This window comes from Streptomyces sp. NPDC027663 (assembly GCF_055566415.1).
The window spans coordinates 498,201-524,213 of record NZ_JBVHSK010000002.1 but is presented as its reverse complement, the minus strand read 5'-3'; the positions used below and the strand labels follow the sequence as shown (position 1 = coordinate 524,213).

The window sequence follows — 26,013 nt, the reverse complement described above, 5'->3', positions numbered from 1 at the left end:
AAAGCCCTTGTCGCACCTCGGTACGCAGGGCTCCTTCGGGAAACCCTAGCCCTGTCATGTGGTCAAGGTCTCTGTGAGAGCGTGCCGCGGCCCACTCGGATTCTTTGTCGAGTCCCTACGAATGGCCCAATGATTCTTTGCCGGCGCCCGAACCCTTGTCCCAGGGTTTACCCGTTAGTAGCGTTCGCGCTGCGCAAAAACAGGCTGCTGGCGTGAGAGTGGGTGGGACCGGTGATACGCAGACCGGTGGCAGGGATCGTGGCGGTCGTCCTCCTTGCGGAGGCGGTCCTCATCGCGGCGCTCAACTGGTTCCTCGGGGTGGTCGTCGACCGTCAGGACATGTCCCTGGCCGGCCTCGACCCGTCCACCATGGCGACGTCCTCGAAGATCGGCGGCATCGTCTTCGGTGCCTACTTCGCACTGTGCGCGCTGGTGGCCGTGCTCGTCGCGGTCCGCAACCGCGCCCCGGCCGGCTTCGGCCGGGTCCTGCTGATCAGCGCGGCCGTGGTGCACGGCCTGCTGGGCGCGTTCGCCTGGGGCCTGGTCGGCTGGACGGCGTTCCTCTTCATGGTCGTCGTGCTCGGCCTGATCGTCCTGCTCCTGATGACGTACGACCGCACGGGCGGCCCCGAGGACGCGGGTTCCGGAGGCACGCCCGAGGAGGGCGGCGGCCCGGTGGCCCGGACGGAGCCGGCCGCGGCCGGCGCTGGCGCGGGTGCGCCGGCGAGCCGCACGGACGAGCCGCAGGACGGGGACGACGAGCCGCAGGACTCCGTCCCCGCCCAGGTCACCCGGCCGGCGCCCACAACTCCGTGATACCTACACCCAGTTCGGCGAGGAGCTTGCGGACCAGGGGCAGGCTGATGCCGATCACATTGCCGTGGTCGCCGTCGATGCCCTCGATGAACGGCGCCGAACGGCCGTCCAGGGTGAACGCCCCCGCGACGTGGAGAGGCTCTCCGGAGGCCACGTAGGCGGCGATCTCCTCGTCGGTCGGGTCACCGAAACGGACGACGGTGGACGCGGTCGCCGAAACGTACCGCTTGGCCTCCGTGTCCCAGATGCAGTGACCCGTCTGGAGCACTCCGGCCCGCCCGCGCATCGCCTTCCAGCGGGCACCGGCCTCCTCGGTGTCCGCGGGCTTGCCCAGCGCCTGGCCGTCCAGCTCCAGCACCGAGTCACAGCCGATCACCAGGGCGCCCTGCACCTCCGGCTTCGCCGCGACGACCGACGCCTTCGCCTCGGCCAGGGCGAGCGCCAGCTCGGCGGGGGTGGGTGCGGTGACGGCGTCCTCGTCGACGCCGCTCACGATCACCTCGGGGGCGAGGCCGGCCTGCCGGAGCAGACCCAGCCGGGCGGGGGACTGGGAAGCGAGCACGAGTCGCCTGCGGCGCGTAGCAGTCATGCGGTCAGGTTAGTCAGGCGGTGCCGTCCGGCTCACCTCGTACCGATCACGATCATGATCAGGACCATGGCCAGAGCCATGAAGACGCCGAGCCGCCGCAGCATGTTCTGCATGTCGCGCAGTTCTTGGGGCGGCTCGTTCTCCGGGTCTGACCACAGCATGCCCCCAGCGTGCGGCTTGGGCCGGGGAGGGCGCCTGAGTAGAGGTACTCAAGTCGGCGCCCTCTTCCGTGCTTGTGTGCGACCCCGTGGCGGGGCCGCACCGGTGTGCGGCCCCGCCACGGGGTCACACACCGGTACGGCCTCGTGTGCCTCGAGGCCGGCTTCCCTCAGCTCGGCCAGAAGGTGCGCGTCCACGACGCCGGCCCGGGCTGGGGGACGCGGGCCGCCGCGATGCGGGACGGGTCCGCCCACGCGTCCTTCGGGCCCTCCGCGCCGGGCGGTGCCGTAGCAGCCGCCGCGGCGCGGACACGGACCACCGCCAGAGCGGCGGCCAGCTCCTCCGGGGTCGGGTTGCCTCGTACGACCTTGATGTTCATGACCGCTCCCAGGGTCCGCGGGGCCTAGAGGGGGATGTTGCCGTGCTTCTTCGGAGGCAGGGATTCCCGCTTCGTGCGCAGCTGACGCAGGCCCCGGACGATGTGGGCGCGGGTGTCGGACGGCATGATCACCGCGTCGATGTAGCCGCGCTCGGCCGCGACGTAGGGGTTGAGGAGGGTGTCCTCGTACTCCTGGATCAGCCGGGCGCGGGTCGCCTCGCCTTCTCCGGCGGCCTCCGCCTCCGCGATCGTGCGGCGGTGCAGGATGTTGACCGCACCCTGGGCGCCCATGACGGCGATCTGGGCGGTCGGCCAGGCCAGGTTGAGGTCGGCGCCCAGGTGCTTGGAGCCCATGACGTCGTAGGCGCCGCCGAAGGCCTTGCGGGTGATGACCGTGATGAGCGGGACGGTGGCTTCCGCGTAGGCGTAGATCAGCTTGGCGCCGCGGCGGATGATGCCGGTGTGCTCCTGGTCGACACCCGGCAGGAAGCCGGGCACGTCCACGAAGGTCAGCACCGGGACGTTGAACGCATCGCAGGTGCGGACGAAGCGGGCGGCCTTCTCGGACGCGTCGATGTCCAGGCAGCCGGCGAACTGCATCGGCTGGTTGGCGACGATGCCGACGGGGTGGCCCTCGACCCGGCCGAAGCCGGTCACGATGTTCGGCGCGAACAGCGCCTGCGTCTCGAAGAACTCGGCGTCGTCCAGGACGTGCTCGATCACCGTGCGGATGTCGTACGGCTGGTTCGCGCTGTCCGGGACCAGGGTGTCCAGCTCCAGGTCCTCGGCACTGACGGCGAGGTCCGCCTCCTCCGGGAAGACCGGGGCCTCCGAGAGGTTGTTGGACGGCAGGTACGACAGCAGCTGCTTGACGTACTCGATGGCGTCCTTCTCGTCGCCCGCCATGTGGTGCGCCACGCCGGAGGCGGCGTTGTGGGTCCGGGCGCCGCCCAGCTCCTCGAAGCCGACGTCCTCACCGGTGACGGTCTTGATGACGTCCGGGCCGGTGATGAACATGTGCGAGGTCTGGTCGACCATCACCGTGAAGTCGGTGATCGCCGGGGAGTAGACCGCGCCGCCCGCGCAGGGGCCGACGACCAGGCTGATCTGCGGGATGACGCCGGAGGCGTGGGTGTTGCGGCGGAAGATCTCGCCGTAGGCGCCCAGGGAGGCCACGCCTTCCTGGATGCGGGCGCCGCCGGAGTCGTTGATACCGATCACCGGGCAGCCGGTCTTCAGCGCGAAGTCCATGACCTTGACGATCTTCTGGCCGTAGACCTCGCCGAGGGCTCCGCCGAAGACCGTGAAGTCCTGCGAGAAGACCGCGACCGGGCGGCCGTCGACCGTGCCGTAGCCGGTGACGACGCCGTCGCCGTACGGGCGGTTCTTGTCCAGGCCGAAGTTGGTGGAGCGGTGGCGGGCGAACTCGTCGAGTTCGACGAAGGAGTCCTCGTCCAGGAGGAGTTCGATCCGCTCACGGGCCGTCAGCTTGCCCTTCGCGTGCTGCTTCTCGACGGCACGTTCCGAGCCGGCGTGCGTCGCTTCGTGGATGCGGCGCTGGAGATCCGCGAGCTTCCCCGCGGTCGTGTGGATGTCGATCGCTTGGATCTCTTGACGCTCTTCCGGCTCGGACATCGGGATGCGGCTCCCTGCCTGCTCAAAAGGGGGGACGGTTACTCATTCGTAGGGTAGTGGCGCGCCTACCGATCAGCAGTGCGTCGTTTACCACACCTAGGGTGGCTTGCATGACGCCGCACAATGCATCAGACGACAGCCGCTGGTCCGACCTGGACCGTCCGCCCCTGAACGCCGCGGCGCTGCGGCGAGGGCTGGTCCAGGAGGACAGCCTGTACTGCGACATCGAGGTGGTGCAGCGGACCGGATCCACCAATTCCGACCTCGCCGGGCTGGCTGCCGCCGGGAACGCCGACGAAGGGGCGGTGCTGGTGGCGGAGGAGCAGACGGCCGGCCGGGGCCGGCTGGACCGGCAGTGGACGGCACCGCCGCGGTCCGGGCTGTTCTTCTCCGTGCTGCTGAAACCCGTCGAGGTGCCGGTGGAGCGCTGGGGGTGGCTGCCGCTGCTGACGGGTGTGGCGGTGGCGACCGGGCTGTCCCGGGCGGCGGGCGTGGACACGGCACTCAAGTGGCCGAACGACCTGCTGGTTTCCGTGAGGGGCGAGGAGCGGAAGGCCGGAGGCATCCTCGCGGAGCGGGCCGGCGACGACGGTGTCGTCATCGGCGTCGGCATCAACGTCACCCTTCGGGCGGACGAGCTTCCGGTTCCGCAGGCGGGGTCGCTGGCGCTGGCCGGGGCGGTGGGGACGGACCGGGATCCGCTGTTGCGGGCGGTGCTGCGGGCGCTGGAGGACTGGTACGGGCGGTGGCGGGCCGCGGGTGGGGACGCCGCGGTGAGCGGGCTGCACGAGACGTACACAGCGGGGTGCGCAACGCTCGGGCGGGTGGTGCGGGCGGAGCTGCCGGGGGGCCGGGCGCTGGTGGGGGAGGCCGTGGCCGTGGACGGGGACGGGCGGCTGGTCATCGCCACGGACAGCGGGGTGCAGGAGCCGGTGGGGGCGGGGGACATCGTGCATCTGCGGCCGGCGTGAGGGGGTGCGGGGGGTGCGGGTGGTGATTGCTGCTGCGGGTCCGTGGGTGGGCCTCGACCGGTCGTTGCGGGGGCTGCAGGCCCCGGTGCGGTCCTCGCGGTTTCGAATGTGCTTGTCGGTGTAACACACCCGTGCCGCCGGCCGAACCCGACGGAGTGAGCTGGCGCACACCTGCCGTAGAGTTGAGGCCGGTCGATACATGACCGCGGCAGATCGGAAGGGCAGCAGGCGTGACCGTCGACGACACGGGCTCCGGCGGCGGGGACGGCCGGGTGGATCCCCACGCCCCCGAGAACGGCGAGGACCCGCTGGCCCTGCGGCTCGAACAGCTCATCCTGGGCGCCGAGCGCCGCTACACGCCGTTCCAGGCCGCCCGCAGCGCCGGCGTCTCCATGGAGCTGGCGTCCCGGTTCTGGCGGGCCATGGGCTTCGCCGACATCGGGCAGGCCAAGGCGCTCACCGAGGCCGACGTGCTGGCGCTGCGGCGGCTCGCCGGTCTGGTGGAGGCGGGGCTGCTGAGCGAGGCCATGGCCGTGCAGGTGGCCCGGTCGACCGGGCAGACCACCGCCCGTCTGGCCGAGTGGCAGATCGATTCCTTCCTGGAGGGGCTGACCGAGCCGCCGGAGCCGGGGATGACCCGGACCGAGGTGACGTACCCGATCGTCGAACTGCTCCTGCCCGAGCTGGAGGAGTTCCTGGTCTATGTGTGGCGCCGCCAGCTCGCCGCCTCGGCCGGGCGGGTGGTGCAGACGGGTGACGACGAGGAGATGGTCGACCGGCGGCTGGCCGTCGGCTTCGCCGACCTCGTGGGGTTCACGCGGCTGACCCGCCGGATGGAGGAGGAGGAGCTGGGCGAGCTGGTCGAGGCCTTCGAGACGACCGCCGCCGACCTGGTGGCCGCGCGCGGCGGCCGCCTCATCAAGACCCTCGGTGACGAGGTGCTGTACGCGGCGGACGACGCGGGTGTCGCCGCGGACATCGCACTGCGGCTGGTGGAGACGCTGGCGAACGACGAGACGATGCCCGAGCTGCGCGTCGGCATGGCGTTCGGCACGGTGACCACCCGAATGGGCGATGTGTTCGGTACGACGGTGAACCTGGCCTCCCGGCTGACCTCGATAGCGCCCCGGGACGCGGTGCTGGTGGACAGCGCCTTCGCCGAGGAACTGATCCGCTCCGGTGAGGCGCCCGCCTCGGAGGCGGAGGCGGCGGAGGCCGCGGCGGCCGCCGAGAAGGAGGGCGAGGAGCCGCCGGCGTACCGCTTCGCGCTCCAGCCGATGTGGCAGCGCCCGGTGCGTGGGCTCGGTGTCGTCGAGCCCTGGCTGCTCGCGCGCCGCGACGGCCGGCCGTAACCGCTACTCGTCCGAGCCGCCGGACAGGTCCACGCACAGGCCGATCACCGGCAGGCACACTCCGCCCGGGTCGGGATCCTTCGGGCCGTGACCTTGGGTCGGTTTCGGTGTCGGAGTGGGGGCCGGCGTCGCCGGGACCGGGCGCGGGGCGGATGCCGTGGGTGCGGGCCGGGATGTGCCGCCGGGTGTGTCCGGGGCGCCGGTCGGGACGGGGGTGGGTACGGCGGTGTCGTCGGCCGGTGCCGTGACCGTGCCCGGGGCCGTGGGAGCAGGGGAGCCGGTGGGTGTGGGGGCGGGGCTTCTGCCGCCCATGACGGAGGTCGCCGAGGGCAGCGCGGTGGGGGCGGCGGCGATGGTGGCCGCGGTGTTGGCGGAGCGGTCCGTGACGCTGCCGCCGCCCGGATCGAGCCGGGCCTCGGCCTCCGCGGTGCCCGGCGCGCCGACCCCCGACTCCGGGGCGACCCGGACCAGGCTGAGCACCCCTGCGGCGAGTGCGAGTCCGCCTGCGGCGAGCAGGGCCTTGCGGGGACGGGGCTTGCGATGGCGCCCGCGGCGTACGCCGGGCGTGCCGCCCGGCTCGCGTTCCTGCTCCGCTCCGGACTGTGCAGGTATCGGTGTCATGGTTCCCTCCCCGCCGTGCGCCCCGGGCGCGCCGTGGCGGAGCGCACGCTATGCGCTGCCGTGGGCGGTGTGGGTGGAGACGGCCGGGATGTCACTCGAACGGGTGTAGCCCCCCGGGCTTCACGAGATCGGGCCCGGCTGCGATGATCGGGCGACAGTCAGTTAACCCGCGTTAACCGGAGGGTGTCATGAGCGAGGAGCGGTTCGGGGAGTTCGTGCTGGTGCGGCGGCACGGGCACGTCGTCGAGCTGGTGCTGGACCGGCCCAAGGCCATGAACGCCGTCTCGACGGAGATGGCCCGCTCCCTCGCGGGTGCGTGCGCCGCGCTCGCCGCCGACCGGGACGCCCGCGTGGTCGTCCTGACCTCCTCGCACGAACGGGCGTTCTGCGTGGGTGCCGACCTGAAGGAGCGGAACTCCTTCACCGACGCCGATCTCGTACGGCAGCGGCCGGTGGCGCGGGCGGCCTACACCGGGGTGCTGGAGCTGCCGATGCCGACGATCGCCGCGGTGCACGGGTTCGCGCTGGGCGGCGGTTTCGAGCTGGCGCTCTCCTGCGACCTGATCGTGGCCGACCGTACGGCCGTCGTGGGGCTGCCCGAGGTGTCCGTGGGGGTGATCCCGGGCGGTGGCGGCACGCAGCTGTTGCCGCGGCGGGTCGGTGCGGCGCGTGCGGCCGAGCTGATCTTCTCGGCGCGGCGGGTGGAGGCGGCCGAGGCGGCCGGGCTGGGGCTGGTGGACCAGTTGGTCGAGGACGGGCGGGACCGGGAGGAGGCGCTGGCCCTGGGTGCGCGGATCGCCGCGAACTCGCCCGTCGGCCTGCGTGCCGCGAAGCGGGCGCTGCGTCTGGGGCACGGGCTGGATCTGCGGGCCGGGCTGGACGTGGAGGACGCGGCGTGGCGCTCGGTGGCGTTCTCGGGGGACCGTGCGGAGGGCGTGGCCGCCTTCAACGAGAAGCGCCGGCCGCAGTGGCCGGGGGAGTGAGGCGTCCTGGGCGGGGCGGGCACGGGTCCGCTTGCCCGCGCCGGCGGGGCGCCATCATGCGGCCGAGCGAGGCGTCCTGGGCGGGGCGGGCACGGGTCCACTTGCCCGCGCCGGCGGGGCGCCACCATGCGGCCGAGGGGGCTGCAGTTCCCCAGGGGCGCGGGGAACTGCGCGACCAGAACTGCGCGATCAGTCGTGGCGGACCCGCACCCGGCGCCGGTCCGCATCCCCGTGCTCGTAGCCGCACGGTTCGCCCCCGCACCCGCGCGGTCCACCTGATCGCCGCACCGATGTCCCGCAATGCCCCATTCCTCCCTAGCCTGGAGTAATGGGTCAGGACAAGCGGCTGGCCGCCGTCGTGGCGCTGGCGCAGGGAATGGCGGCGGCTCACACCCCGCGGGAGTGCTGGCAGGCCGCCGCCCTCGGCGCCTGCCACGCGCTGGACGGCAGCTTCGCCGCACTGTCGGTGTGGGAGCGGCAGCTGGGCCGGCTGCGCGTCCTCGCGAACGTGGGGGAGCGCGCTTCGGACGAGGAGGAGTTCCCGGAGGCCGAGACCTACCCGGTGCACCAGTTCCCGGAGATCACCGAGTTCCTGCACGAGCGGTGGGCCGGCGGCGGTGGCCCCAACGCCTGGGTGGAGACCGCCGAGGGGGAGGCCGCGGGCACCCCCGGCTACTTCCACCAGCGGGTCGCCGCCCTGCGCCGCCGGGGCCGCGGCTGCTGTGTCGTCGCCCCCGTCGTGCTGCACGGCAGGGCCTGGGGCGAGCTGTACGTGGCCCGCGCGGCCGGCGAGCCCCTGTTCGGGCGGGCGGACGCCGACTTCGCCACCGTACTCGCGGCCGTCGTCGCCGCGGGCCTCGCCCAGACCGAGCGGCTGGAGGAGGCCCGCCGGCTCGCGTTCACCGACGCCCTGACCGGTCTCGCCAACCGCCGTGCCGTGGACGTGCATCTGGAGGAGGCCGTCGAGCGGCACCGCGCGGAGGGCGCCGCCGTCACCCTCGTCGTCTGCGACCTCAACGGGCTCAAGCGGGTCAACGACACCCTGGGGCACGCCGTCGGCGACCGGCTCCTCGAGCGCTTCGGCTCGGTGCTGTCGCTGTGCGGTGCGATGGTGCCCGGCGCGCTGGCCGCGCGGCTCGGCGGGGACGAGTTCTGCCTGGTCGCGGTCGGGCCGCCGGCCGATGACGTGGTGAAGGCGGCGGACGAACTGTGCCGCAGGGCAGCCGAGTTGGAGCCTGGGGAGGGGGTGGCGTGCGGAGTCGCCTCGACCGAGGATCCCATCGGCGAGGTGCGGGACGCCCGGCGGCTGTTCCGGCTCGCGGACGCGGCCCAGTACCGGGCCAAGGCGCTGCGCGCGGACCGACCGGTGGTGGCGGGCCGGGAGGGGCCGAACGATCCGGTGGTGCGGCTGGCCGACGAGCCGCCGCCCGCGCGTGCCGAACGGCGCCGGTTCCGCGGGCGCCGGCCATGAGGCGAAGCCCACATCCCGCGGTAAGGGTCACCCCCGCTCCCCACTAGTGACATCACCGCATTCAATGCGTACGCTCCTGAATATGGATATGCACACTGTGGTGGTGGGGACGTCCGGTGTCACGGCGTCCGACGTTCTCGCCGTGGCGCGCGGCGGTGCCCGCATCGAGCTGTCGGCGGAGGCGGTGGCGGCCCTCGCGGCTGCCCGGGAGATCGTGGACGCGCTGGCGGCCAAGCCGGAGCCCGTCTACGGCGTCTCCACCGGCTTCGGCGCCCTGGCGACCCGGCACATCAGCCAGGAACTGCGCGCCCAGCTGCAGCGCAACATCGTCCGCTCGCACGCCGCCGGCATGGGCCCGCGGGTGGAGCGTGAGGTCGTACGGGCCCTGATGTTCCTGCGGCTCAAGACCGTCTGCTCGGGTCACACCGGCGTGCGGCCCGAGGTCGCGCAGACCATGGCCGACGTGCTCAACGCCGGAATCACCCCGGTCGTGCACGAGTACGGCTCCCTCGGCTGCTCCGGCGACCTGGCCCCGCTCTCCCACTGCGCCCTCGCCCTGATGGGAGAAGGGGACGCGGAGGGCCCCGACGGGCGCGTCCGGCCCGCCGGCGAGCTGCTCGCCGAGCACGGCATCCAGCCCGTCGAGCTGCGCGAGAAGGAGGGCCTCGCCCTTCTCAACGGCACCGACGGCATGCTCGGCATGCTGGTGATGGCCCTCGCCGACCTCGACACCCTCTACAAGTCCGCCGACGTCACTGCCGCCCTCAGCCTGGAGGCGCTGCTCGGCACCGACAAGGTCCTCGCGCCCGAGCTGCACGCCATCCGGCCGCACCCGGGACAGGGCGCCTCGGCCGCCAACATGCTGGCGGTCCTCCAGGGTTCGGAACTCACCGGGCACCACCAGGACGACGCGCCCCGCGTCCAGGACGCCTACTCCGTACGCTGCGCCCCGCAGGTCGCCGGTGCCGGACGCGACACGATCGCGCACGCCCGCCTGGTCGCCGAGCGGGAACTCGCCTCCGCCGTGGACAACCCCGTCGTGCTGCCCGACGGCCGCGTGGAGTCCAACGGCAACTTCCACGGCGCTCCCGTGGCCTACGTCCTGGACTTCCTCGCCGTCGCCGCCGCCGACCTCGGCTCCATCGCCGAGCGGCGCACCGACCGGCTGCTGGACAAGAACCGCAGCCACGGGCTGCCGCCGTTCCTCGCCGACGACGCCGGTGTCGACTCCGGGCTCATGATCGCCCAGTACACGCAGGCCGCCCTGGTCAGCGAGATGAAGCGGCTGGCCGTACCGGCCTCGGCCGACTCCATCCCGTCCTCCGCCATGCAGGAGGACCACGTGTCCATGGGCTGGTCGGCCGCGCGCAAGCTGCGCACCGCCGTCGACAACCTCACCCGGATCGTCGCCATCGAGCTGTACGCGGCCACCCGCGCCATCGAGCTGCGCGAGGGCCTCACCCCGGCACCCGCCTCGCAGGCCGTCATCGAGGCCGTACGGGCCGCCGGCGTGCAGGGCCCGGGCCCGGACCGGTTCCTGGCGCCCGACCTGGCCGCCGCCGACGCCTTCGTGCGCCGCGGAGAGCTGGTCGCGGCCGTGGAGAAGGTCACCGGCCCGCTCCTGTGAACGCGAAGGGGCCCCGGCAGCAGCCGGGGCCCCGAAACGTTGCTTCAGCGCGTCACTTCAGCTTCGCCGCCTGGGCCTTCACGACCGGGGCGGAGACCGTGTAGGCCTTCTTGGTCATCATCGCGCCGATGTTGATGGTGGTGTAGGTGGCGAGGGTGTTCCCGTGCCGCACCACCTCGGCGTGCAGCGGCAGGGCGCCGTCCTTGCCCGCGTCGTTGGTCGCGGTGAACGCCACCGACTCGTCACCGGTCCCCGAGGACTTCTCCTCGCCGACCTTGGTGAACTTGCCCTTCTCACCGTCCTGCTCGCCGGAGAAGCCGCCCGAGCAGGACTTGACCGCGTCGGAGACCGACTTCAGGGCCTGCTCGGCGCCGTCGCCGTCGTACGAGGCCAGGGTGACCACGGTGACGTCCAGGTCCATGGAATCGTTGAGGGCGTCCTCGAACTTGCCGTCGGCCAGGTCGTCCAGGGACGTGGCGTCGTCCGTGGGGGCCTTCTTGTCCTGCGTCGCCATGCGGCTGGTGTTCGCAGCCGGGTCACCGGGCGCGATGCCCGTCAGCGCCTTGACGATCGGGTCGCACGTGGCGTTGTCCGACTTGACCTTGCTCTCGGCCGGGATGCCGCCCTCGACGGGTCCCACCTTGTAGCCCGGCACGTCGTTCTTGCCGATGATCCGCTTTGCCAACTCCGCGGCGCTCAGCGCCTTTGCGGCGGGCTTGTCCGACGTGGACCCGGAGCCGTCCGAGCCCTTGTCGCCACAGCCCGTGACGAGGGCGAGCGACAGAGCGCCCACAGCTGCAGTGGCGCACAGCCGCACGCCCGATGATCTCTTCATGAGCGAACTATGTGTGGACTGTCAAACATTCGTCAAGAAGAATTAAAAGCCCAGACGTTCCCGTCGCACCGAATACATGACGAAACCGGCGCCCACGGCGAGGAAAAGGCTGCCCCCGACGACGTACGGGGTGGTGTCGGGGCTCCCCGTGTCGGCCAGTTCGGTCTCCTGCGCCGGCTGCTCCCCGGACTCGGTGGTCACCGCCGTCACCGCTCTGGCCTGTGTCACCTGCATCGGGGCGGACTTGACCGCCGTCTCTCTCGCCGGGGCTTCCTGCGAGGCGTTCGCGGACGGGACGAACCACAGCGCGCAGAGCAGGGTGCCCGCGGCGGTGGCGGTCAGCAGCGGACGGCGAGCGGATGACACGGAATATCGATCCCCTTGTGACGCTGGCGAATTGGCCGTGTGGGGCGATGTTAGTGAAAGTCGCGGGTCACAGGAAAGTCACGGGAGGTTTCGGTCGTACGCTCCCGCCATGACCACTGAAGAGACATCACGTTTTGTACGGCTTCGCCTGGAGCTGGTGCTGGAAGTGCAGGACGACGACGAGCTGACCAAGGCCGCCGTCCGCAGGCTCGCCGCGGACCATGAACTGCCCGAGGAGGAGCGGGCCCAGGCCGAAAGCACTGTGACGGAAGACACCGCGGAGGCCCTGGCCTACCTCGTGGACCCGTTCGACCTGGTCAGTGAGGTGCCCGGGGTGGAGCTGCAGCAGGCCTCCTGGTCCAGCGAGCGGGTCGACTACGACCCCGATTCGCCCGACTGGGACCTGGACGAGGATGATGGGCGGGACGAGGACGAAGAGGACGGCATCGGCTGAGCCGACGGGGGAACCCCTGACCCCGGACGGCAACCGCCGTCCGGGGTTTTGTCGTCCCAGGGGGCGCACGGACCGCTCACGCGCCACCCGCGCCCCGCGGACGTGGTGTGCCCCACAGATCCAACGGATGTGGAACGGCACGGAGCGGCCGTAGCGTTGAAGGTTCTTACGGGGACACTCGGGGTTTTCGCTACTCGGCAACGATGGAGAAGCTTGTGATGACGGACAGTAAGCGGCGCAAGGGCCTGATGGCCGCGTCCGCTCTGCTCGGCGGTGTGCTGGTGCTCACGGCGTGTTCGGGCGGCGACGACAACGCCTCCGGAAGTGGCAGCGGCGACTCCTCGCAGGCACAGGCCGACGCGGCGGCGGCCAAGAAGTCGTCCGAGGCGCAGATCAAGATCACGCCCAAGGACGGCTCCAACAACGCCTCCATCAACAACTCCGCCGGTGTCACCGTGAGCAAGGGCACACTCACCGCCGTCACCATGACCGCCCAGGACGGCAAGTCCGTCGCCGGCCAGCTGTCCGCCGACAAGAAGAGCTGGAAGCCCAGCACCCAGCTGGAGCGCTCCACCACCTACAAGCTCGCCGCCGAGGCCAAGGACTCCGAGGGCCGCATAGCCCACGAGAACGCCTCCTTCACCACGGTCTCCCCGGCCAACAGCTTCATCGGCACCTTCACGCCCGACGACGGCGCCACGGTCGGCGTCGGCATGCCGGTGTCGATCAACTTCGACAAGGCGATCAGCAACAAGGCGGCCGTGCAGAAGGGCATCACGGTCACCTCCAGCGGCGGCCAGGAGGTCGCCTGCCACTGGTTCAACGCCAACCGCATGGACTGCCGCCCGGAGGAGTACTGGAAGGAAGGCTCCACCGTCACCCTGAAGCTGGCGCTCGACGGCGTCGAGGGCGCGAGCGGCGTCTACGGCGTCCAGCAGAAGACGGTCACCTTCCACATCGGCCGCAACCAGGTCACCTACGTCGACGCGCAGACCAAGCAGATGAAGATCACGCAGGACGGCAAGGTCGTCAAGACCATCCCGATCTCCGCCGGCTCTCCCGACAACAAGACGTACGAGGGCCAGATGGTGATCTCCGAGAAGTTCAAGCAGACCCGCATGAACGGTGCGACGGTCGGCTTCACCGACGACGACGGCAAGGGCGAGTACGACATCAAGGACGTGCCGCACGCCATGCGTCTGACCACCTCCGGCACCTTCATCCACGGCAACTACTGGGGCGCCCCCTCGGTGTTCGGCAACGTCAACACCAGCCACGGCTGTGTCGGCCTGCAGGACAAGAAGGGCGCGAACGACTCGGGGACGCCGGCGGCCTGGTTCTACGACCACACGCTGATCGGTGACGTCGTGGTCGTCCAGCACACCGGCGACAAGACGGTCTCGCCGGACAACGGCCTCAACGGCTGGAACATCGACTGGGCGCAGTGGAAGGCCGGTTCGGCCGTCTGACGCCCCTTGTATCTCCTCGCCGATGCCGCCCCCAGGGGCGGCATCGGTGTTTCCGGGCCCGGCCACGGCCTTCTCATGCTTCTCTTATGACGGCCTTATGGTGTCATCACGGTCCGTCCCTGGCTTGCGGGCCATGTTCTTCACCTACCTGAGGCGCGAACTGCACCGCCGCAGAAAGGCGGCCCTCGTCGTCGCCTCCGGACTCGCGCTGGGCATCGCGCTGGTCATCGTGGTCAACTCCGTGTCCAACGGCATGGGCAAGGCCCAGGACGAGGTCCTCCAGTCGCTGTACGGGCTCGGTACGGACATGACGGTCACCAAGGCGGCCACGCCGGCCGCGAGCAACTCCCAGCGGCCGGCGTTGCGCAGGCCGTCGGCGGCCTGAGCCTCGATGTGGTCAAGGTCAGCGGGCAGTCCACCCGGGGCCGGTTGCAGGACAACGGCGACGGAGGGGCCGGCGGATCCCAGCGGGGCGGCGGCACCGGCCGGCCGCAGGGCGAGGTCCAAGGCGGCGCTGCCGACTTCGGCATCGACCAGTACTCGGTCTACGGCACCGACATCACCCGGACCGGCCTCGGCCCGCTGACCTCCTCGGAGATCACCAGCGGTCGCGGCTTCACGACCACCGAGACCGACGCCGAGGTGGCCGTGGCCGACTCCTCGTACGCCAAGGAGAAGAAGTACAAGGTCGGTTCCACCGTCACGGTCAAGGGCAGCAAGTTCATAGTGATCGGCATCGCCACCGCGACCAGCGGTGACTCGGCGGCCGACCTGTACATCCCGCTGAAGCAGGCGCAGACCCTCGCGGGCCGGAAGAACAAGGTCACCACGATCTACGTCAAGGCGACCGACTCCCAGCAGATCGGCACCGTCAAGAGCGCCATCCGGAAGAACGTCTCCGGCACGACGGTCACCACCTCCCCTGGCGGGCGTCGAGGCTCCGTCCGGCGGACGCGCTGCGACGGGTGGAGTAGCGGTCAGCGGACGAAGAGGGCGACGGGACCGGCCGAAGGGGCCGGGGCCGCATCGGCAGGCGGCTCCGCCGCGCGGGCGCGGCCGGCCCCCACCCACCCGCAGCCGAACGACGATGCGCACCACCCCGAACCCCTCCCAGGAGCCAACATGTACGAATTGAGAAACGTCACCAAGCGCTACACGCGAGGCAAGGACACCGTTCACGCCCTCGACGGCATAGACCTGACCATCGGCGACGGCGACCGCCTGGTCGTCCAAGGCCCCACCGGCGGCGGGAAATCCACCCTCCTCCAGATGCTCGGCGGTCTCGACCGCCCCACCTCCGGCGAAGTGCTCCTGGACGGCACGGACCTGGCCACGCTGACCGAGGCACGGCTGACCAGGGTCCGCAGCGAGAACATCGGCTTCGTCTTCCAGTCCTTCAACCTGATCCCCACCCTCACCGCGCAGGAGAACGTGGAAACCGCCCTCGTCCCTCTGGGTATCAAGGTCAGGGAACGCCGTGAACTGGCCGTCGCGGCACTGGAATCCGTCGGCCTCGGAGAACGCCTCGTCCACCTTCCCTCCAAGATGTCCGGAGGCCAGCAGCAGCGCGTCGCCATCGCCCGGGCCCTGGTGAAGAAGCCGAAGGTGCTGCTGGCCGACGAACCGACCGGCAACCTGGACGAGGGCATGCGGGACGAGATCATGGACGTACTCGAACGCCTGTGGAAGGAACACGGGCTGACCTTCATCATGGTCACCCACGACTCCACGCTCGCGAAGAAGGCCCCACGCCTGGCCACGCTGCGCAAGGGCAGGATCGCGGTGAAGGAGAACGCCGGCGCCTGACGGCGTACAACACCGCCGAAACACACGGCACTTCCCGGTTGTGTAACGGTGTCTCGGCCACCCCGTAACAGTTTCAGGACGCGCTTTCACACCGTCCTCTCATCTATTGAGCCGTCTGATCACCCCCCGGCATACTTCGTCACCCGGGGGGTTGACGTGCATACGTACGAAACTCCCCTCGGCCGGGTGAACGGGGAATTCGCCCGGTACTCCATCTCCAGGGGGAGAACTTGCGCAGACAAGTGAAAAGTGCAGCTGCGGCCACCGTGGCATCGGCCGCAGCCGTCGCCCTCGCAGTGGGTATGACCAGCCCCGCGTCGGCGAAGCCCGCACGCGCCTCGGCGGCTGCCGCGGCCGCCTCGAAGGTCACTGCCAAGCACCACGTCACCCTGATCACCGGCGACCGTGTCGCCCTCGACGCCAAGGGCCGGATCGTCGGTCTGCAGCGGGCCGAAGGACGCGAGCACATACCCTTCCAGGTCCGCAAGGCCGCCGGACACATGCTGGTCATCCCCGCCGACGCGGCCCACCTGGTCGCCTCCGGCACGCTGGACCAGCGCCTGTTCGACATCACCGAGCTGAACAAGGCCGCCACCCGCAAGGCCCAGAAGAACGGCCTCAAGGTCATCGTCGGCTACCGCGGTGCCGCCACGGCCACCAAGGCCGACGTCCGCGACGCCGGCACCCTGCGCCGCAGCCTGAAGGCGCTCAACGCGGACGCCGTGCAGACCCCCGTCAAGGACACCGCCGATCTCTGGGACGCGGTCACCGACGGAGACGGGACCGCCTCCGGCATCGCGCACGTCTGGCTCGACGGCGTCCGCAAGGCCTCGCTCGACAAGTCCGTGCCGCAGATCGGCGCCCCCACCGCCTGGAAGGCCGGCTACACCGGCAAGGGCGTCAAGGTCGCCGTCCTCGACACCGGCGTGGACGCCTCGCACCCGGACCTCAAGGACCAGGTGACCGAGTCCAAGAACTTCACCGCCGCCACCGACGCCAAGGACCACTTCGGCCACGGCACACACGTCGCCTCCATCGTGGCGGGCACCGGCGCCAAGTCGGGCGGCAAATACAAGGGCGTGGCCCCGGACGCCAAGATCCTCAACGGCAAGGTCCTGGACGACACCGGATCCGGTGACGACTCCGGCATCCTCGCCGGCATGGAGTGGGCGGCCTCCCAGGGCGCCTCCGTCATCAACCTGAGCCTCGGCGGCTACGACACGCCCGAGATCGACCCGCTCGAGGCCGAGGTCAACAAGCTCTCCGCCGAGAAGGGCATCCTGTTCGCGATCGCCGCGGGCAACGAAGGACCGCAGTCGATCGGTTCGCCGGGCAGCGCGGACGCCGCGCTCACCGTCGGCGCCGTCGACAAGAAGGACGTCCTGGCGGACTTCTCCTCCACCGGCCCGCGCGCCGGCGACGGCGCCATCAAGCCGGACGTCACCGCGCCCGGCGTGGACATCACCGCGGCCGCGGCCAAGGGCAGCGTCCTCGACCAGGAGGTCGGTGAGAAGCCCGAGGGCTACCTGACCATCTCCGGCACGTCCATGGCCACCCCGCACGTCGCGGGCGCCGCCGCCATCCTGAAGCAGGAGCACCCCGGCTGGGGCTCCTCCGAGCTGAAGGGGGCGCTGACCGGCTCCACCAAGGGCGGCAAGTACACGCCCTTCCAGCAGGGTTCGGGCCGCATCCAGGTCGACAAGGCCATCAAGCAGTCGATCGTCGCCGACCCGGTCTCGGTGAGCTTCGGTGTGCAGCAGTGGCCGCACACCGACGACAAGCCGGCCACCGAGAAACTGACCTACCGCAACCTCGGTGCCAAGGACGTCACGCTCAAGCTGGCCTCCACCGCCACCAACCCCAAGGGCGCGGCGGCCCCGTCCGGCTTCTTCAAGCTGGCCAGGACGACCGTGACCGTCCCGGCGCACGGCAAGGCCTCGGTCGGCTTCACCGTCAACACCAAGCTGGGCGGCACCCTCGACGGCGCCTATTCCGCGTACGTGACCGCGACGGGCGGCGGCCAGACGGTCCGCACGGCCGCAGCGGTGCAGCGCGAGGTGGAGTCGTACGACGTCACCCTGAAGTTCATCGGCCGTGACGGCAAGCCGGCCCCCTACTACGGCGCCGACCTCAGCGGCGTGGCGGGCCTGGCCAACGGCGTCTGGCTGACCCCGTACGACAAGTCCGGCACGGTGAAGGTGCGCGCGCCCAAGGGCACGTACATCCTCAACACCGCCATCTACGGCGACCCGCAGGACGCCTCCAAGGGCATCGACTGGATCGCGCAGCCGAAGCTGACCGTCGGCAAGAAGCAGACGATCACCATCGACGCGCGCAAGGCCAAGCCGGTCGACATCACCGTCCCCGCCTCGGGCGTGAAGTCCGCGTTCGCCTCGCCGGAGTACGACGTCACGATCGGCAACGGCCAGTACGGCTACGGCTGGTTCCTGGACACGTACCAGAACTTCCGCACCGCCCACCTCGGCCCGCAGCTGCCCGCCGGAACGCTGCGCCAGCAGTGGGACGGCCACTGGACCAAGGGGGCGAACGAGGAGTACGCCGTCACTTCCGGCGGCGCGGTCAAGCAGCTCGCCACCGGCTACACCAAGCACTACAAGGCCGGCGACCTCGCCACGGTGAAGGCCCGGCTGGGTGCGGCCGCGAGCGGCAAGAAGGGCTCCGTCTCGGCGATCGGCTGGCTGCCCGGCAGCTCCGGCGCCTCCTCCATCAGCGTGCCGCAGACCCTGCCCGGCACCCGCACCCTGCACCTGTCCGCCCAGGGCGGCGTGAGCTGGGGGCTGGACTTCGAGCAGACCGCCGGGGTCGACCAGGACGGCTTCCCGGTCGCCGACGCCGGCTACAACCTCGGCCAGTTCACCTTCAAGGCCGGCCGGACCTACACCAAGACGGTCAACACCGCGGTGTTCGCCCCGCACGTCAGCAAGGACCTCGGCCTCTTCCGCGACGGCAACGAGATCTTCGGTGTGCTGCCGCTGGTCGCGGACTCCGCCAGGCACGCCGGGTACTCGGACTACACCTCGGTGACCACCACCCTGTACCGCAACGGCACCAAGGTCGGTTCCAACAACGACCCGCTGTTCGGTGACAAGACCTTCAAGGTGCCGGCCGGTGACGCGGCGTACAAGCTGACCACCTCGGTCAAGCGGTCCGCGAAGGTGTCGGAGGCCTCGACGCGGATCGACGCGGCCTGGACCTTCCGCTCCAAGAAGCCGTCCGACGACTTCGCCCAGCTGCCCGCATCGACCCTGGACTTCGGCGCCACGACCGGCCTGGACAGCCGGGTCGAGGCCGGCAAGAAGGTCACCTTCCCGGTCACCGTGGAGGGCTCGGCCGCGGGCGGCAACCTGAAGTCCCTCGCCGTCTACGTCTCCTACGACGGCAAGAACTTCAAGAAGGCCGACGTCCGGGGCGGCAAGATCACCGTGAAGAACCCGGCGAAGGACAAGGCCATCTCGTTCCGCGCCAAGATCACCGACAAGAAGGGCAACACGTCGGAGATCACGATCTACAACGCCTACTTCGGCAAGTGAGCCGCAGGCGCTGAGCCAGAAACGAACGGCCCACCGGAGCAGCAGCGTCCGGTGGGCCGTTCGTGCTTGGGTACACATATGACGGCTCACACGATCGAATACATCCGGTATCGCATCCCCGAGCAGCAGTCGGCGGAGTTCCTCGCCGCCTACACCCGCGCCGCGGCCCAGCTGACCGCGGCACCGCAGTGCGTCGACTACGACCTGGCCCGCTGCGAGGAGGAGCCCGAGTCCTGGACCCTGCGGATCACCTGGACGTCCACGGAGCAGCATCTGGAGGGCTTTCGCAAGTCGCAGCTGTTCCCGCCGTTCCTCGCACAGATCCGCCCGTACGTCGGGAACATCGAGGAGATGCGCCACTACCGGCCGACCGGCGTGCACGGCAGCGGGGCCGCCGTCCCCACCCTGTACGACTGGGCCGGTGGCGCCGAGGCCTTCTCCCGCCTGACCGAGGTCTTCTACGCCAAGGTACTGAAGGACGACCTCCTGGCCCCCCTCTTCGCCGGCCTGGCCCCCGAGCACGCGGAGCACGTGGCCCTGTGGCTTGCCGAGGTCTTCGGCGGACCGGCACGCTACTCCGAGACCCAGGGCGGCCACGGCCACATGGTCGCCAAGCACTTCGGCCGCAACATCACCGAGGCCCAGCGCCGCCGCTGGGTGAACCTCGTCCAGGACGCTGCCGACGAGGCGGGCCTGCCGACGGACGCGGAGTTCCGCTCGGCTTTCGTGGCGTACGTGGAGTGGGGGACGCGCCTGGCCGTGTACTTCTCCGGCCCGGACGCCCAGCCGCCCGCCGAGCAGCCGGTACCGAAGTGGACATGGGGAGCCATGCCGCCCTACCAGGGGTGACGAGGGCCCGGCGGCTCAGACCGACGGTACGGCGCGGGTCGCGTCCGTGCCCCAACTGGCCAGCAGACGCAGCGAGTCCGCGGACGGGGAGCCCGGTTCGGCGTGGTAGGTGATCAGGGACTGCTCGGTGCCGTCGGTCAGCCGGAAGCTCTCGAAGTTGAGGGCGAGATCGCCGACCAGGGGATGGTGCAGCCGCTTGAGGCCGTGGCTCTTCTCCTTGACGTCGTGCGTGGCCCACAGCCGCCGGAACTCCCCACTCTTGACGGAGAGTTCACCCACCAGAGCCGACAGCCGCGGGTCGTCCGGGTAGCAGCCCGCATCCATGCGCAGCGCGCACACGATGTCGATCGCCTTCTGCTCCCAGTCGACGAACAGCTCCCGGTACTCGGGCTTCAGGAACACCAGCCGGGCCCAGTTGCGTTCGGCGGGCGGCAGCTGCCCCCAGTCGCCGAACAGAGCCGCCGCCATCCGGTTCCAGGCGAGGATCTCCGAGCGCCGGCCCACGAGGTACGCCGGTACGCCGTCCAGCGTGTCCAGCAGCTGCCGCAGCACCGCACGCACCTGCTGCTGCCGTGCCGCCGGCTTCTTCTTGTGCGTCTTCGGCTTCGCCAGATGGGTGAGGTGGGCGTGCTCGGCGTCCGTCAGCCGCAGCGCCCGCGCGATCGAGTCCAGCACCTCCGCCGAGACGTTCCGTCCGTTGCCCTGCTCGAGGCGGGTGTAGTACGCCACCGACACCCCGGCCAGCTGCGCAAGCTCCTCGCGGCGCAGCCCCGGCACCCTGCGGTGCCGCCCGAAGTCGGGCAGCCCCACGTCCTCCGGCTTCAGCCGGGCCCGCCGGCTGCGCAGGAACTCACTCAGCTCCGCCCGCCGGTCCAGGGGCCGGCCGGTGGCGGCTGCTGCGTCCGGCTGCTCGTCCCTGCTGTCCATGCGTCCAGTATTCCCGGTGGCAGGCACGGGAGCCTGACCTTGCCGGTGGTAGGCACAGCGGTCGTACGCAGACCCGTGGACTGGGTGGTGCACCCGGACCGGATGCAGGCTGGACATGTGCCCGGTCGGAAGGCAACCGGACGCGTCACCCCATGAGGAGAACCCCGGCATGACCACTGTTGCTGCTTACGCCGCGCCCGCACCGAAGGCCCCGCTGGAGCGGACCACCATCGAGCGGCGCGCGGTCGGTGAATTCGACGTCCTCATCGACATCAAGTTCGCCGGTATCTGCCACTCCGACATCCACCAGGCCCAGGACGGCTGGGCCCCCGGCATCTTCCCGATGGTCCCCGGCCACGAGATCGCCGGCGTCGTCGCCGAGGTCGGCTCCGGCGTGACCCGGTTCGCCGTCGGTGACCGGGTGGGCGTGGGCTGCATGGTCGACTCCTGCCGCGAGTGCGACGACTGCAAGGCCGGTCTGGAGCAGTACTGCACCGGCGGCGGCCCCGTCTGGACGTACAACGCCGTCGGCAAGGACGGCGAGCCCACGTACGGCGGCTACTCGGAGAAGGTCGTCGTCGACGAGAACTACGTCGTCCGGATCCCCGAGGGCCTGTCACTGGACGTGGCCGCGCCGCTGCTGTGCGCGGGCATCACCACGTACTCGCCCCTGAAGCACTGGAACGCCGGCCCCGGCAAGAAGGTCGCCGTCGTCGGCCTGGGCGGTCTGGGCCACATGGGCGTCAAGATCGCGCACGCGCTCGGTGCCGAGGTCACCGTGCTGTCGCAGTCCCTGCGCAAGAAGGACGACGGCCTGCGGCTGGGTGCCGATCACTACCACGCCACCAGCGACCCGGACACCTTCGAGGAACTGGCCGGCACCTTCGACATCATCCTGAACACCGTCTCGGCGCCGCTCGACTTCTCCGCGTTCCTGTCCCTGCTGCGCACGGACGGCACATTGGTGAACGTAGGCCTCCCCGAGGAGCCGGTCCAGATCGTCCTGCAGTCCCTGTTCGGCAACCGCCGCAGCGTCAGCAGCTCCGGCATCGGCGGCATCGCCGAGACCCAGGAGATGCTGGACTTCTGCGCCGCGCACGGCCTGGGCGCGGAGATCGAGCTGATCCGCGCCGACCAGATCAACGAGGCGTACGAGCGGGTACAGGCCAGCGACGTCCGCTACCGCTTCGTCATCGACACGGCCACGCTCTGACCCCGCCGACGGGAGCACGACCGGGCCTCGGACTACGGGGGTCGGCCGTGCTTCCGGGCAACGGTGGGTGTGAGCACCGCCGGCGGAGCGCGGGCGGGCGGCCGGAGCGTTCACAGCCGCCGGTGGTGGGCGCGGGCCGTGGCCTACTCCGCGCGGAATCCTTCCCCGGCGCCGTAGGCCCGCACGACCACGCCCCCGTCCCCGCCGGGCCGTACGACATGGACCCGCCCGGCCCCCGCCACCCGGGCCTCGCCGTCCGCCACGGTGAGCAGCGTGTCCTCGTCCACGGCGGCCCCGTACGGGACGTCCCCGCGTCCGACCGCCGCGACCAGCCGGGCCAGCGTCCCCCACTGGGCGGCATGCACGTCCACGGCGAACGGCACCAGCCCGAGCCCCTCCCGCACCTCGACCTCGTCGAGATCCTCGCCGGTCTCCTCCGGACACACCGGCACCCCGCCCACCAGCCACCCGCCGACGACGGCCCGCCGGGCGGCGACGGCGGCACCGGCGGAGAAACCGGCGTACGGCATCCCACGTGCGGCCAGCAGCGGCGCCAGCCACTCCCGGCACCCGGCCAGCGCCTCCTGATACGCGGGCGTGAGCCCACCACAGACCAGCAGTCCGTCGATCCCGTCCAGCGCGGAATCCGGCGCGGACTCCAGTGTGGACTTCGGCGCGGACTCCGGCGGGAAGCGCCCGCCGAGCGGTACGAGCAACGGCACCGGCACGCACGACGGATCCACCGTCCGCAGCGCCCCCGCATACCGCTCGAACTGCGCGGTCCCGTCCCCCTCGTCCACGATCAGGCACCCGACCCGCCGCTCCCCGCGCACCGCCCGCAGGAACGGCTCGTACACCTCGGCACGGCTCCATCCACCGCCGATCAGAAACGCACGACTGCCCACGCCCTCCCCCTCCTCTTCGTCCTTCGTCCTTGGTCCGCCGTCTGCCGTCTGCGCTTTCCGTTCCGCCGTCTGCTTTCCGGCTTCCGGTTTCCGGCACTCGGCTTGGCTTCCGGCTCGTGGCCGAGGGGCGAATCTACGGGCCGGGCGTGGGAATCGTCGCACGAATCAGCGGGGGTTAGGACCGGGTACCGGAGCGCCCCGAGAACCGGGCGGACAGCGCCTGACCCAGAGCCAGCACGCTCAGACCGAACATCAGGACACCCAGGGGGACATGGAACGAGGGCACGTGAGCGATGCCCAGCACCACCTGCACCGAGGCGAGGACGAGGAAGCCGGACGCGTACAGGATGGGGCGCGGCGCCCCACCGCCCGGCCGCCACGCCAGGATCGCAGCGAGCACGTACAGCATCGAGGCGCCGTACATCACGCGCGCTCCGACGCCGTGCAGCACCTCGCCGTGGGAGGTGGACAGCAGCAGTCCGGCGGTGACCGCCTGGAAGAAGATGGCCAGGGTCTGCAGGGCTATCGCAACCTGCACGAACGTGAGTGTGCGCTGTCCTGCCGTCGTCTGTGTGGTGGCCATGACGCGGTCCCCCTTGTCTGCCTCGCGGCGATGATCGGTACTGTCTCGGTAGTCCGACGACGCAGCCCCGCGACATGTGAGGCGGCGAGCCGAACTTCTTGCAGCGGCGCGGGATTTCCGCAAGGCGGCGTGAGCGGAAGCGGACTGGCAGGCCAGGAGCGACCGGAACCGGACGACCGGAACCGGACGACCGGAACCGGACCAGCGGAACCGGACCAGCGGAACCGGACCAGCGGAACCGGACCAGCGGAACCGGAGCAGCGGAACCGGACGAGCAGAAGCAGGGAGCGGTCGCAGCCATGAGCACCTCACCCGAGCCGGAGTACGACGGCTCCGAGCCGGGACATGACGGGCCCGAGCCGGGGCGTGACCGCTCCGAGCCGGCGCATGACCGCTCCGAGCCAGGACGTGACCGCTCCGAGTCCGGGCATGACGGGTCCGAGCCGGGTCTGCGGGTGGTCCTCGGCGAGCGGCGCAGGCTGATCAACGTCGCCTACCGGCTGCTCGGTTCGCTGACCGAGGCCGAGGACGCCGTGCAGGAGGCCTACGCCCGCTGGTACGCGATGTCGCGGCCGCAGCAGGAGGCGATCAAGTCGCCCGGCGCCTGGCTGACGACGGTGGCGGGCCGCATCTGCCTGGACCAGCTCGGCTCGGCGCGGGTCCGGCGCGAGCGGTACGTCGGCGAGTGGATACCCGAGCCGCTTCCGGACCGTACGGAGTGGGTCGGCGGGCCGGCGGGCGGCGGCAGGGAGGACCCGGCCGACCGGGTCACCCTGGACGAGTCGGTGAACATGGCCTTCCTCGTCGTACTGGAGTCGATGACGCCGGCCGAACGCGTGGCGTTCATCCTGCACGACGTCTTCCGGTACCCCTTCGACGAGGTCGCCGGGATTGTCGGCCGCACACCGGCGGCCTGCCGGCAACTGGCGTCCTCGGCCCGTCGGCGTGTCCGCGCGGCGCGGGCTCCGGCGGTCGCGGCGACCGGGCAGGCGGGCGTGGTGCGACGGTTCAAGAAGGCGTGGGAGAGCAAGGACATAGAGGCCCTGGTCGGGCTCCTCGACCCCGACGCCACGATGGTCGCCGACGGCGGCGGACTCGTCAGCTCCGCCCTTCGCCCGGTCGAGGGCGGCGAGCGCATCGCCCAGTACCTGATCCACATCGCCGGCAAGGCACCCGGGATGACGCTCCTTGAACGGACGGTCAACGGGCAGCCCGGCCTGGTCGCCCAGCACTCCGGCGTCACCGTGACCGTGGCGGCGTTCGGCCTCACCGACGGCTGTGTCAGTCACATCTGGGCGATCCGCAACCCGGAAAAGCTCCGCCCCTGGACCGAGGTCCCGGACCCGGCCGAACCGCCCGGCTCGTGTGAGCCGGAGCCGCTCCGACAGCACTTCCGTGACCCCTCGGCCACATGCGATGTGGGCCCCGGCTGGCGGTCCCTCGTGCTGCGGTGCCACGAGGCGGTCGTCGCGGAGTTTCCCGAGTACGAACTTCTGGCCGTGAAGCAGAAGTGGGGAGCCCTGGCCTTCCAGGCGATTCCTCGGCCGCGGCAGCGGAACGGGAGCTGGACGACCGAGGAGGCGAACAGACTCGACGCGCTGACCGACGGCTTCAGGGCCGCCAGCGAGCGTGTCTGCGAACGCTGCGGCAACACCGGGATGCTGCGCGAGACCCGGCCGATCGAACTGACTCTCTGCGATGCGTGCGAGACGGCCGTCGGCCCCGACGGCCGCTTCTGAGCGCCGGTACTTCTGAGCGCCCGTACCCGTCCCGGCCTCGACCGGCGGGCCCCGGTGGGCGCTCCTCCGTCAGAGTCCGGCCGCGTTCGAGGGGAGCCAGCCGGAGTACCGGGCGCGGAGCAGGTCTCGTTCGGCGGGCGTGGTCAGGATGACGTCCGCGCCGCCGTCGTAGGGATGGTGGACACGTCGCAGCTCTGTGTCGGTGACGAACACCTCGACCACCGCGTCGTCGGCGACGGCGCGCAGCAACGCATCGACGCAGCCGTGCCGCCACGGACGCCGGTCCGCGTAGAGGCGTGTGCAGACGTGGAGATCGGGGTCGGGGTCGTCCCGGTCCGGCTCGGTCCACCAGTGAGCGCCCTGCGGGTGGAGTTCTGCGCGCCGGGTCGGGTAGCCGGCGGGGCCGGTCGGGGTGTACGACCAGTCCATGGTCACGACGAACACGTCCAGGCCGGCAAACAGTTCGTCGAGGACCGTGTTGTACCGCTCCAGCACGACCGCGTACTCGTCCTCGGACTCCGGGTAGCGCTTGGACTCGGGGAGACTGTGGAACCGCACCCAGCGGTCCGCGTACAGGGTGCGGAATCCGTGGGCGATGGGCGGTCCCTCCGGCCGCCGCTCCCGCCACAACGCCGCGAGCCGGGCGGGTGTGACGTCAGCGCTCATCGGTCGGCCCCCGGCAGCGCCGGCCGGGCAGGACACGCCCGTCCCGG

23 protein-coding genes and 2 pseudogenes are annotated in these 26,013 nt (G+C 71.0%); 14 read left to right on the top strand and 11 right to left on the bottom strand.

Features of this window, described 5'->3' with window-relative positions:
- Positions 1–246: 246 nt before the first annotated feature.
- The gene (locus ACZ4SF_RS07225; protein WP_468379420.1) at positions 247–816 is read left to right on the top strand and encodes a hypothetical protein; all 570 of its coding nucleotides are present in this window, start codon (positions 247–249) and stop codon (positions 814–816) included.
- Here ACZ4SF_RS07225 and ACZ4SF_RS07220 read toward each other — a convergent pair.
- The 4 genes from ACZ4SF_RS07220 to ACZ4SF_RS07205 form a co-directional block, all read right to left on the bottom strand.
- Entirely contained in the window at positions 788–1,405 is a 618-nt protein-coding gene (locus tag ACZ4SF_RS07220) for a Maf family protein (RefSeq protein WP_468379417.1), read from the bottom strand. The genes ACZ4SF_RS07225 and ACZ4SF_RS07220 overlap by 29 nt on opposite strands.
- Positions 1,406–1,437: 32 nt before the next feature.
- On the bottom strand, positions 1,438–1,566 hold the full coding sequence (gene mmpB, locus ACZ4SF_RS07215) for a morphogenic membrane protein MmpB (RefSeq protein ID WP_468379414.1): 129 nt from the start codon (positions 1,564–1,566) through the stop codon (positions 1,438–1,440).
- Between the two features lie 167 nt (positions 1,567–1,733).
- Complete coding sequence (locus ACZ4SF_RS07210; RefSeq protein ID WP_468379411.1) at positions 1,734–1,943, bottom strand: acyl-CoA carboxylase epsilon subunit; 210 nt, start codon at positions 1,941–1,943, stop codon at positions 1,734–1,736.
- A gap of 24 nt (positions 1,944–1,967) precedes the next feature.
- Entirely contained in the window at positions 1,968–3,578 is a 1,611-nt protein-coding gene (locus tag ACZ4SF_RS07205; protein ID WP_468379408.1) for an acyl-CoA carboxylase subunit beta, read from the bottom strand.
- 110 nt (positions 3,579–3,688) lie between these two features.
- On the opposite strand from ACZ4SF_RS07205, the gene ACZ4SF_RS07200 reads away from it, so the two are divergent.
- Entirely contained in the window at positions 3,689–4,549 is an 861-nt protein-coding gene (locus ACZ4SF_RS07200) for a biotin--[acetyl-CoA-carboxylase] ligase (protein WP_468379405.1), read from the top strand.
- Positions 4,550–4,779: 230 nt separating this feature from the next.
- Positions 4,780–5,901, top strand: a complete 1,122-nt coding sequence (locus ACZ4SF_RS07195) for an adenylate/guanylate cyclase domain-containing protein (protein WP_468379402.1) — start codon at positions 4,780–4,782, stop codon at positions 5,899–5,901.
- Positions 5,902–5,904: 3 nt separating this feature from the next.
- Here ACZ4SF_RS07195 and ACZ4SF_RS07190 read toward each other — a convergent pair whose 3' ends face one another.
- A complete protein-coding gene (locus ACZ4SF_RS07190) occupies positions 5,905–6,522 on the bottom strand; it encodes a hypothetical protein (protein WP_468379399.1) in 618 nt (205 codons plus the stop codon).
- Between the two features lie 188 nt (positions 6,523–6,710).
- Here ACZ4SF_RS07190 and ACZ4SF_RS07185 point away from each other — a divergent pair, with 188 nt between their 5' ends.
- The 3 genes from ACZ4SF_RS07185 (at position 6,711) to hutH (ending at position 10,603) form a co-directional block, all read left to right on the top strand.
- Positions 6,711–7,505, top strand: a complete 795-nt coding sequence (locus ACZ4SF_RS07185) for an enoyl-CoA hydratase/isomerase family protein (protein ID WP_468379396.1) — start codon at positions 6,711–6,713, stop codon at positions 7,503–7,505.
- A 328-nt stretch (positions 7,506–7,833) separates the two neighbouring features.
- Complete coding sequence (locus tag ACZ4SF_RS07180) at positions 7,834–8,976, top strand: GGDEF domain-containing protein (protein WP_468379394.1); 1,143 nt, start codon at positions 7,834–7,836, stop codon at positions 8,974–8,976.
- A gap of 88 nt (positions 8,977–9,064) precedes the next feature.
- Positions 9,065–10,603 carry a histidine ammonia-lyase gene (gene hutH / locus ACZ4SF_RS07175; RefSeq protein ID WP_468380413.1) on the top strand — a complete coding sequence of 513 codons (1,539 nt, stop codon included), beginning with the start codon at positions 9,065–9,067 and terminating at the stop codon, positions 10,601–10,603.
- A gap of 52 nt (positions 10,604–10,655) precedes the next feature.
- Here the strand turns inward: hutH and ACZ4SF_RS07170 are convergent, their stop codons facing one another.
- Together ACZ4SF_RS07170 and ACZ4SF_RS07165 are read right to left on the bottom strand one after the other, a co-directional pair.
- Positions 10,656–11,438, bottom strand: coding sequence for a hypothetical protein (locus tag ACZ4SF_RS07170; protein ID WP_468379391.1), 783 nt, complete (start codon positions 11,436–11,438; stop codon positions 10,656–10,658).
- Between the two features lie 42 nt (positions 11,439–11,480).
- A complete protein-coding gene (locus ACZ4SF_RS07165; RefSeq protein WP_468379388.1) occupies positions 11,481–11,804 on the bottom strand; it encodes an LAETG motif-containing sortase-dependent surface protein in 324 nt (107 codons plus the stop codon).
- 109 nt (positions 11,805–11,913) lie between these two features.
- Here ACZ4SF_RS07165 and ACZ4SF_RS07160 point away from each other — a divergent pair, with 109 nt between their 5' ends.
- The 6 genes and pseudogenes from ACZ4SF_RS07160 to ACZ4SF_RS07135 all read left to right on the top strand — a co-directional run bounded on the left by ACZ4SF_RS07160 (position 11,914) and on the right by ACZ4SF_RS07135 (position 19,933).
- Positions 11,914–12,258, top strand: a complete 345-nt coding sequence (locus ACZ4SF_RS07160) for a hypothetical protein (protein WP_468379385.1) — start codon at positions 11,914–11,916, stop codon at positions 12,256–12,258.
- Positions 12,259–12,476: 218 nt separating this feature from the next.
- Positions 12,477–13,727: a L,D-transpeptidase gene (locus ACZ4SF_RS07155; RefSeq protein WP_468379382.1), complete on the top strand. Its 1,251-nt coding sequence runs from the start codon at positions 12,477–12,479 to the stop codon at positions 13,725–13,727.
- A gap of 133 nt (positions 13,728–13,860) precedes the next feature.
- Positions 13,861–14,648, top strand: a pseudogene (locus ACZ4SF_RS07150) (ABC transporter permease); the annotation flags it as partial.
- 201 nt (positions 14,649–14,849) lie between these two features.
- The gene (locus tag ACZ4SF_RS07145; protein WP_468380411.1) at positions 14,850–15,533 is read left to right on the top strand and encodes an ABC transporter ATP-binding protein; all 684 of its coding nucleotides are present in this window, start codon (positions 14,850–14,852) and stop codon (positions 15,531–15,533) included.
- 302 nt (positions 15,534–15,835) lie between these two features.
- The gene (locus ACZ4SF_RS07140) at positions 15,836–19,084 is read left to right on the top strand and encodes a S8 family peptidase (protein ID WP_468379378.1); all 3,249 of its coding nucleotides are present in this window, start codon (positions 15,836–15,838) and stop codon (positions 19,082–19,084) included.
- Between the two features lie 78 nt (positions 19,085–19,162).
- The gene (locus ACZ4SF_RS07135) at positions 19,163–19,933 is read left to right on the top strand and encodes a globin domain-containing protein (RefSeq protein WP_468379375.1); all 771 of its coding nucleotides are present in this window, start codon (positions 19,163–19,165) and stop codon (positions 19,931–19,933) included.
- 15 nt (positions 19,934–19,948) lie between these two features.
- Here the strand turns inward: ACZ4SF_RS07135 and ACZ4SF_RS07130 are convergent, their stop codons facing one another.
- Positions 19,949–20,860 carry an MmyB family transcriptional regulator gene (locus tag ACZ4SF_RS07130; protein ID WP_468379372.1) on the bottom strand — a complete coding sequence of 304 codons (912 nt, stop codon included), beginning with the start codon at positions 20,858–20,860 and terminating at the stop codon, positions 19,949–19,951.
- Between the two features lie 169 nt (positions 20,861–21,029).
- Here ACZ4SF_RS07130 and ACZ4SF_RS07125 point away from each other — a divergent pair, with 169 nt between their 5' ends.
- Complete coding sequence (locus ACZ4SF_RS07125) at positions 21,030–22,073, top strand: NAD(P)-dependent alcohol dehydrogenase (protein WP_468379371.1); 1,044 nt, start codon at positions 21,030–21,032, stop codon at positions 22,071–22,073.
- A 143-nt stretch (positions 22,074–22,216) separates the two neighbouring features.
- On the opposite strand, the gene ACZ4SF_RS07120 is transcribed toward ACZ4SF_RS07125, so the two are convergent.
- On the bottom strand, positions 22,217–22,978 hold the full coding sequence (locus ACZ4SF_RS07120; RefSeq protein WP_468379368.1) for a type 1 glutamine amidotransferase family protein: 762 nt from the start codon (positions 22,976–22,978) through the stop codon (positions 22,217–22,219).
- 175 nt (positions 22,979–23,153) lie between these two features.
- Positions 23,154–23,561: a hypothetical protein gene (locus ACZ4SF_RS07115; RefSeq protein WP_468379366.1), complete on the bottom strand. Its 408-nt coding sequence runs from the start codon at positions 23,559–23,561 to the stop codon at positions 23,154–23,156.
- A gap of 449 nt (positions 23,562–24,010) precedes the next feature.
- Between ACZ4SF_RS07115 and sigJ the strand changes: the two are divergent.
- Positions 24,011–24,892 (top strand): annotated as a pseudogene (gene sigJ / locus ACZ4SF_RS07110) (RNA polymerase sigma factor SigJ); the annotation flags it as partial.
- 477 nt (positions 24,893–25,369) lie between these two features.
- On the opposite strand, the gene ACZ4SF_RS07105 reads toward sigJ, so the two are convergent.
- Positions 25,370–25,966: a DUF3885 domain-containing protein gene (locus ACZ4SF_RS07105; RefSeq protein ID WP_468379364.1), complete on the bottom strand. Its 597-nt coding sequence runs from the start codon at positions 25,964–25,966 to the stop codon at positions 25,370–25,372.
- Between the last annotated feature and the right edge of the window lie 47 nt (positions 25,967–26,013).

Bases quoted from the DNA above. Each gene is read 5' to 3' on its own strand.
- ACZ4SF_RS07115 (WP_468379366.1), bottom strand. From the start codon at position 23,561: ATGGCCACCACACAGACGACGGCAGGACAGCGCACACTCACGTTCGTG.
- ACZ4SF_RS07220 (WP_468379417.1), bottom strand. From the start codon at position 1,405: ATGACTGCTACGCGCCGCAGGCGACTCGTGCTCGCTTCCCAGTCCCCC.
- ACZ4SF_RS07135 (WP_468379375.1), top strand. From the start codon at position 19,163: ATGACGGCTCACACGATCGAATACATCCGGTATCGCATCCCCGAGCAG.
- mmpB (WP_468379414.1), bottom strand. From the start codon at position 1,566: ATGCTGTGGTCAGACCCGGAGAACGAGCCGCCCCAAGAACTGCGCGAC.
- hutH (WP_468380413.1), top strand. From the start codon at position 9,065: ATGCACACTGTGGTGGTGGGGACGTCCGGTGTCACGGCGTCCGACGTT.
- ACZ4SF_RS07155 (WP_468379382.1), top strand. From the start codon at position 12,477: ATGACGGACAGTAAGCGGCGCAAGGGCCTGATGGCCGCGTCCGCTCTG.
- ACZ4SF_RS07125 (WP_468379371.1), top strand. From the start codon at position 21,030: ATGACCACTGTTGCTGCTTACGCCGCGCCCGCACCGAAGGCCCCGCTG.
- ACZ4SF_RS07105 (WP_468379364.1), bottom strand. From the start codon at position 25,966: ATGAGCGCTGACGTCACACCCGCCCGGCTCGCGGCGTTGTGGCGGGAG.
- ACZ4SF_RS07190 (WP_468379399.1), bottom strand. From the start codon at position 6,522: ATGACACCGATACCTGCACAGTCCGGAGCGGAGCAGGAACGCGAGCCG.
- ACZ4SF_RS07210 (WP_468379411.1), bottom strand. From the start codon at position 1,943: ATGAACATCAAGGTCGTACGAGGCAACCCGACCCCGGAGGAGCTGGCC.
- ACZ4SF_RS07170 (WP_468379391.1), bottom strand. From the start codon at position 11,438: ATGAAGAGATCATCGGGCGTGCGGCTGTGCGCCACTGCAGCTGTGGGC.
- ACZ4SF_RS07140 (WP_468379378.1), top strand. From the start codon at position 15,836: ATGACCAGCCCCGCGTCGGCGAAGCCCGCACGCGCCTCGGCGGCTGCC.
- ACZ4SF_RS07180 (WP_468379394.1), top strand. From the start codon at position 7,834: ATGGGTCAGGACAAGCGGCTGGCCGCCGTCGTGGCGCTGGCGCAGGGA.
- ACZ4SF_RS07185 (WP_468379396.1), top strand. From the start codon at position 6,711: ATGAGCGAGGAGCGGTTCGGGGAGTTCGTGCTGGTGCGGCGGCACGGG.
- ACZ4SF_RS07145 (WP_468380411.1), top strand. From the start codon at position 14,850: ATGTACGAATTGAGAAACGTCACCAAGCGCTACACGCGAGGCAAGGAC.
- ACZ4SF_RS07160 (WP_468379385.1), top strand. From the start codon at position 11,914: ATGACCACTGAAGAGACATCACGTTTTGTACGGCTTCGCCTGGAGCTG.
- ACZ4SF_RS07205 (WP_468379408.1), bottom strand. From the start codon at position 3,578: ATGTCCGAGCCGGAAGAGCGTCAAGAGATCCAAGCGATCGACATCCAC.
- ACZ4SF_RS07130 (WP_468379372.1), bottom strand. From the start codon at position 20,860: ATGGACAGCAGGGACGAGCAGCCGGACGCAGCAGCCGCCACCGGCCGG.
- ACZ4SF_RS07200 (WP_468379405.1), top strand. From the start codon at position 3,689: ATGACGCCGCACAATGCATCAGACGACAGCCGCTGGTCCGACCTGGAC.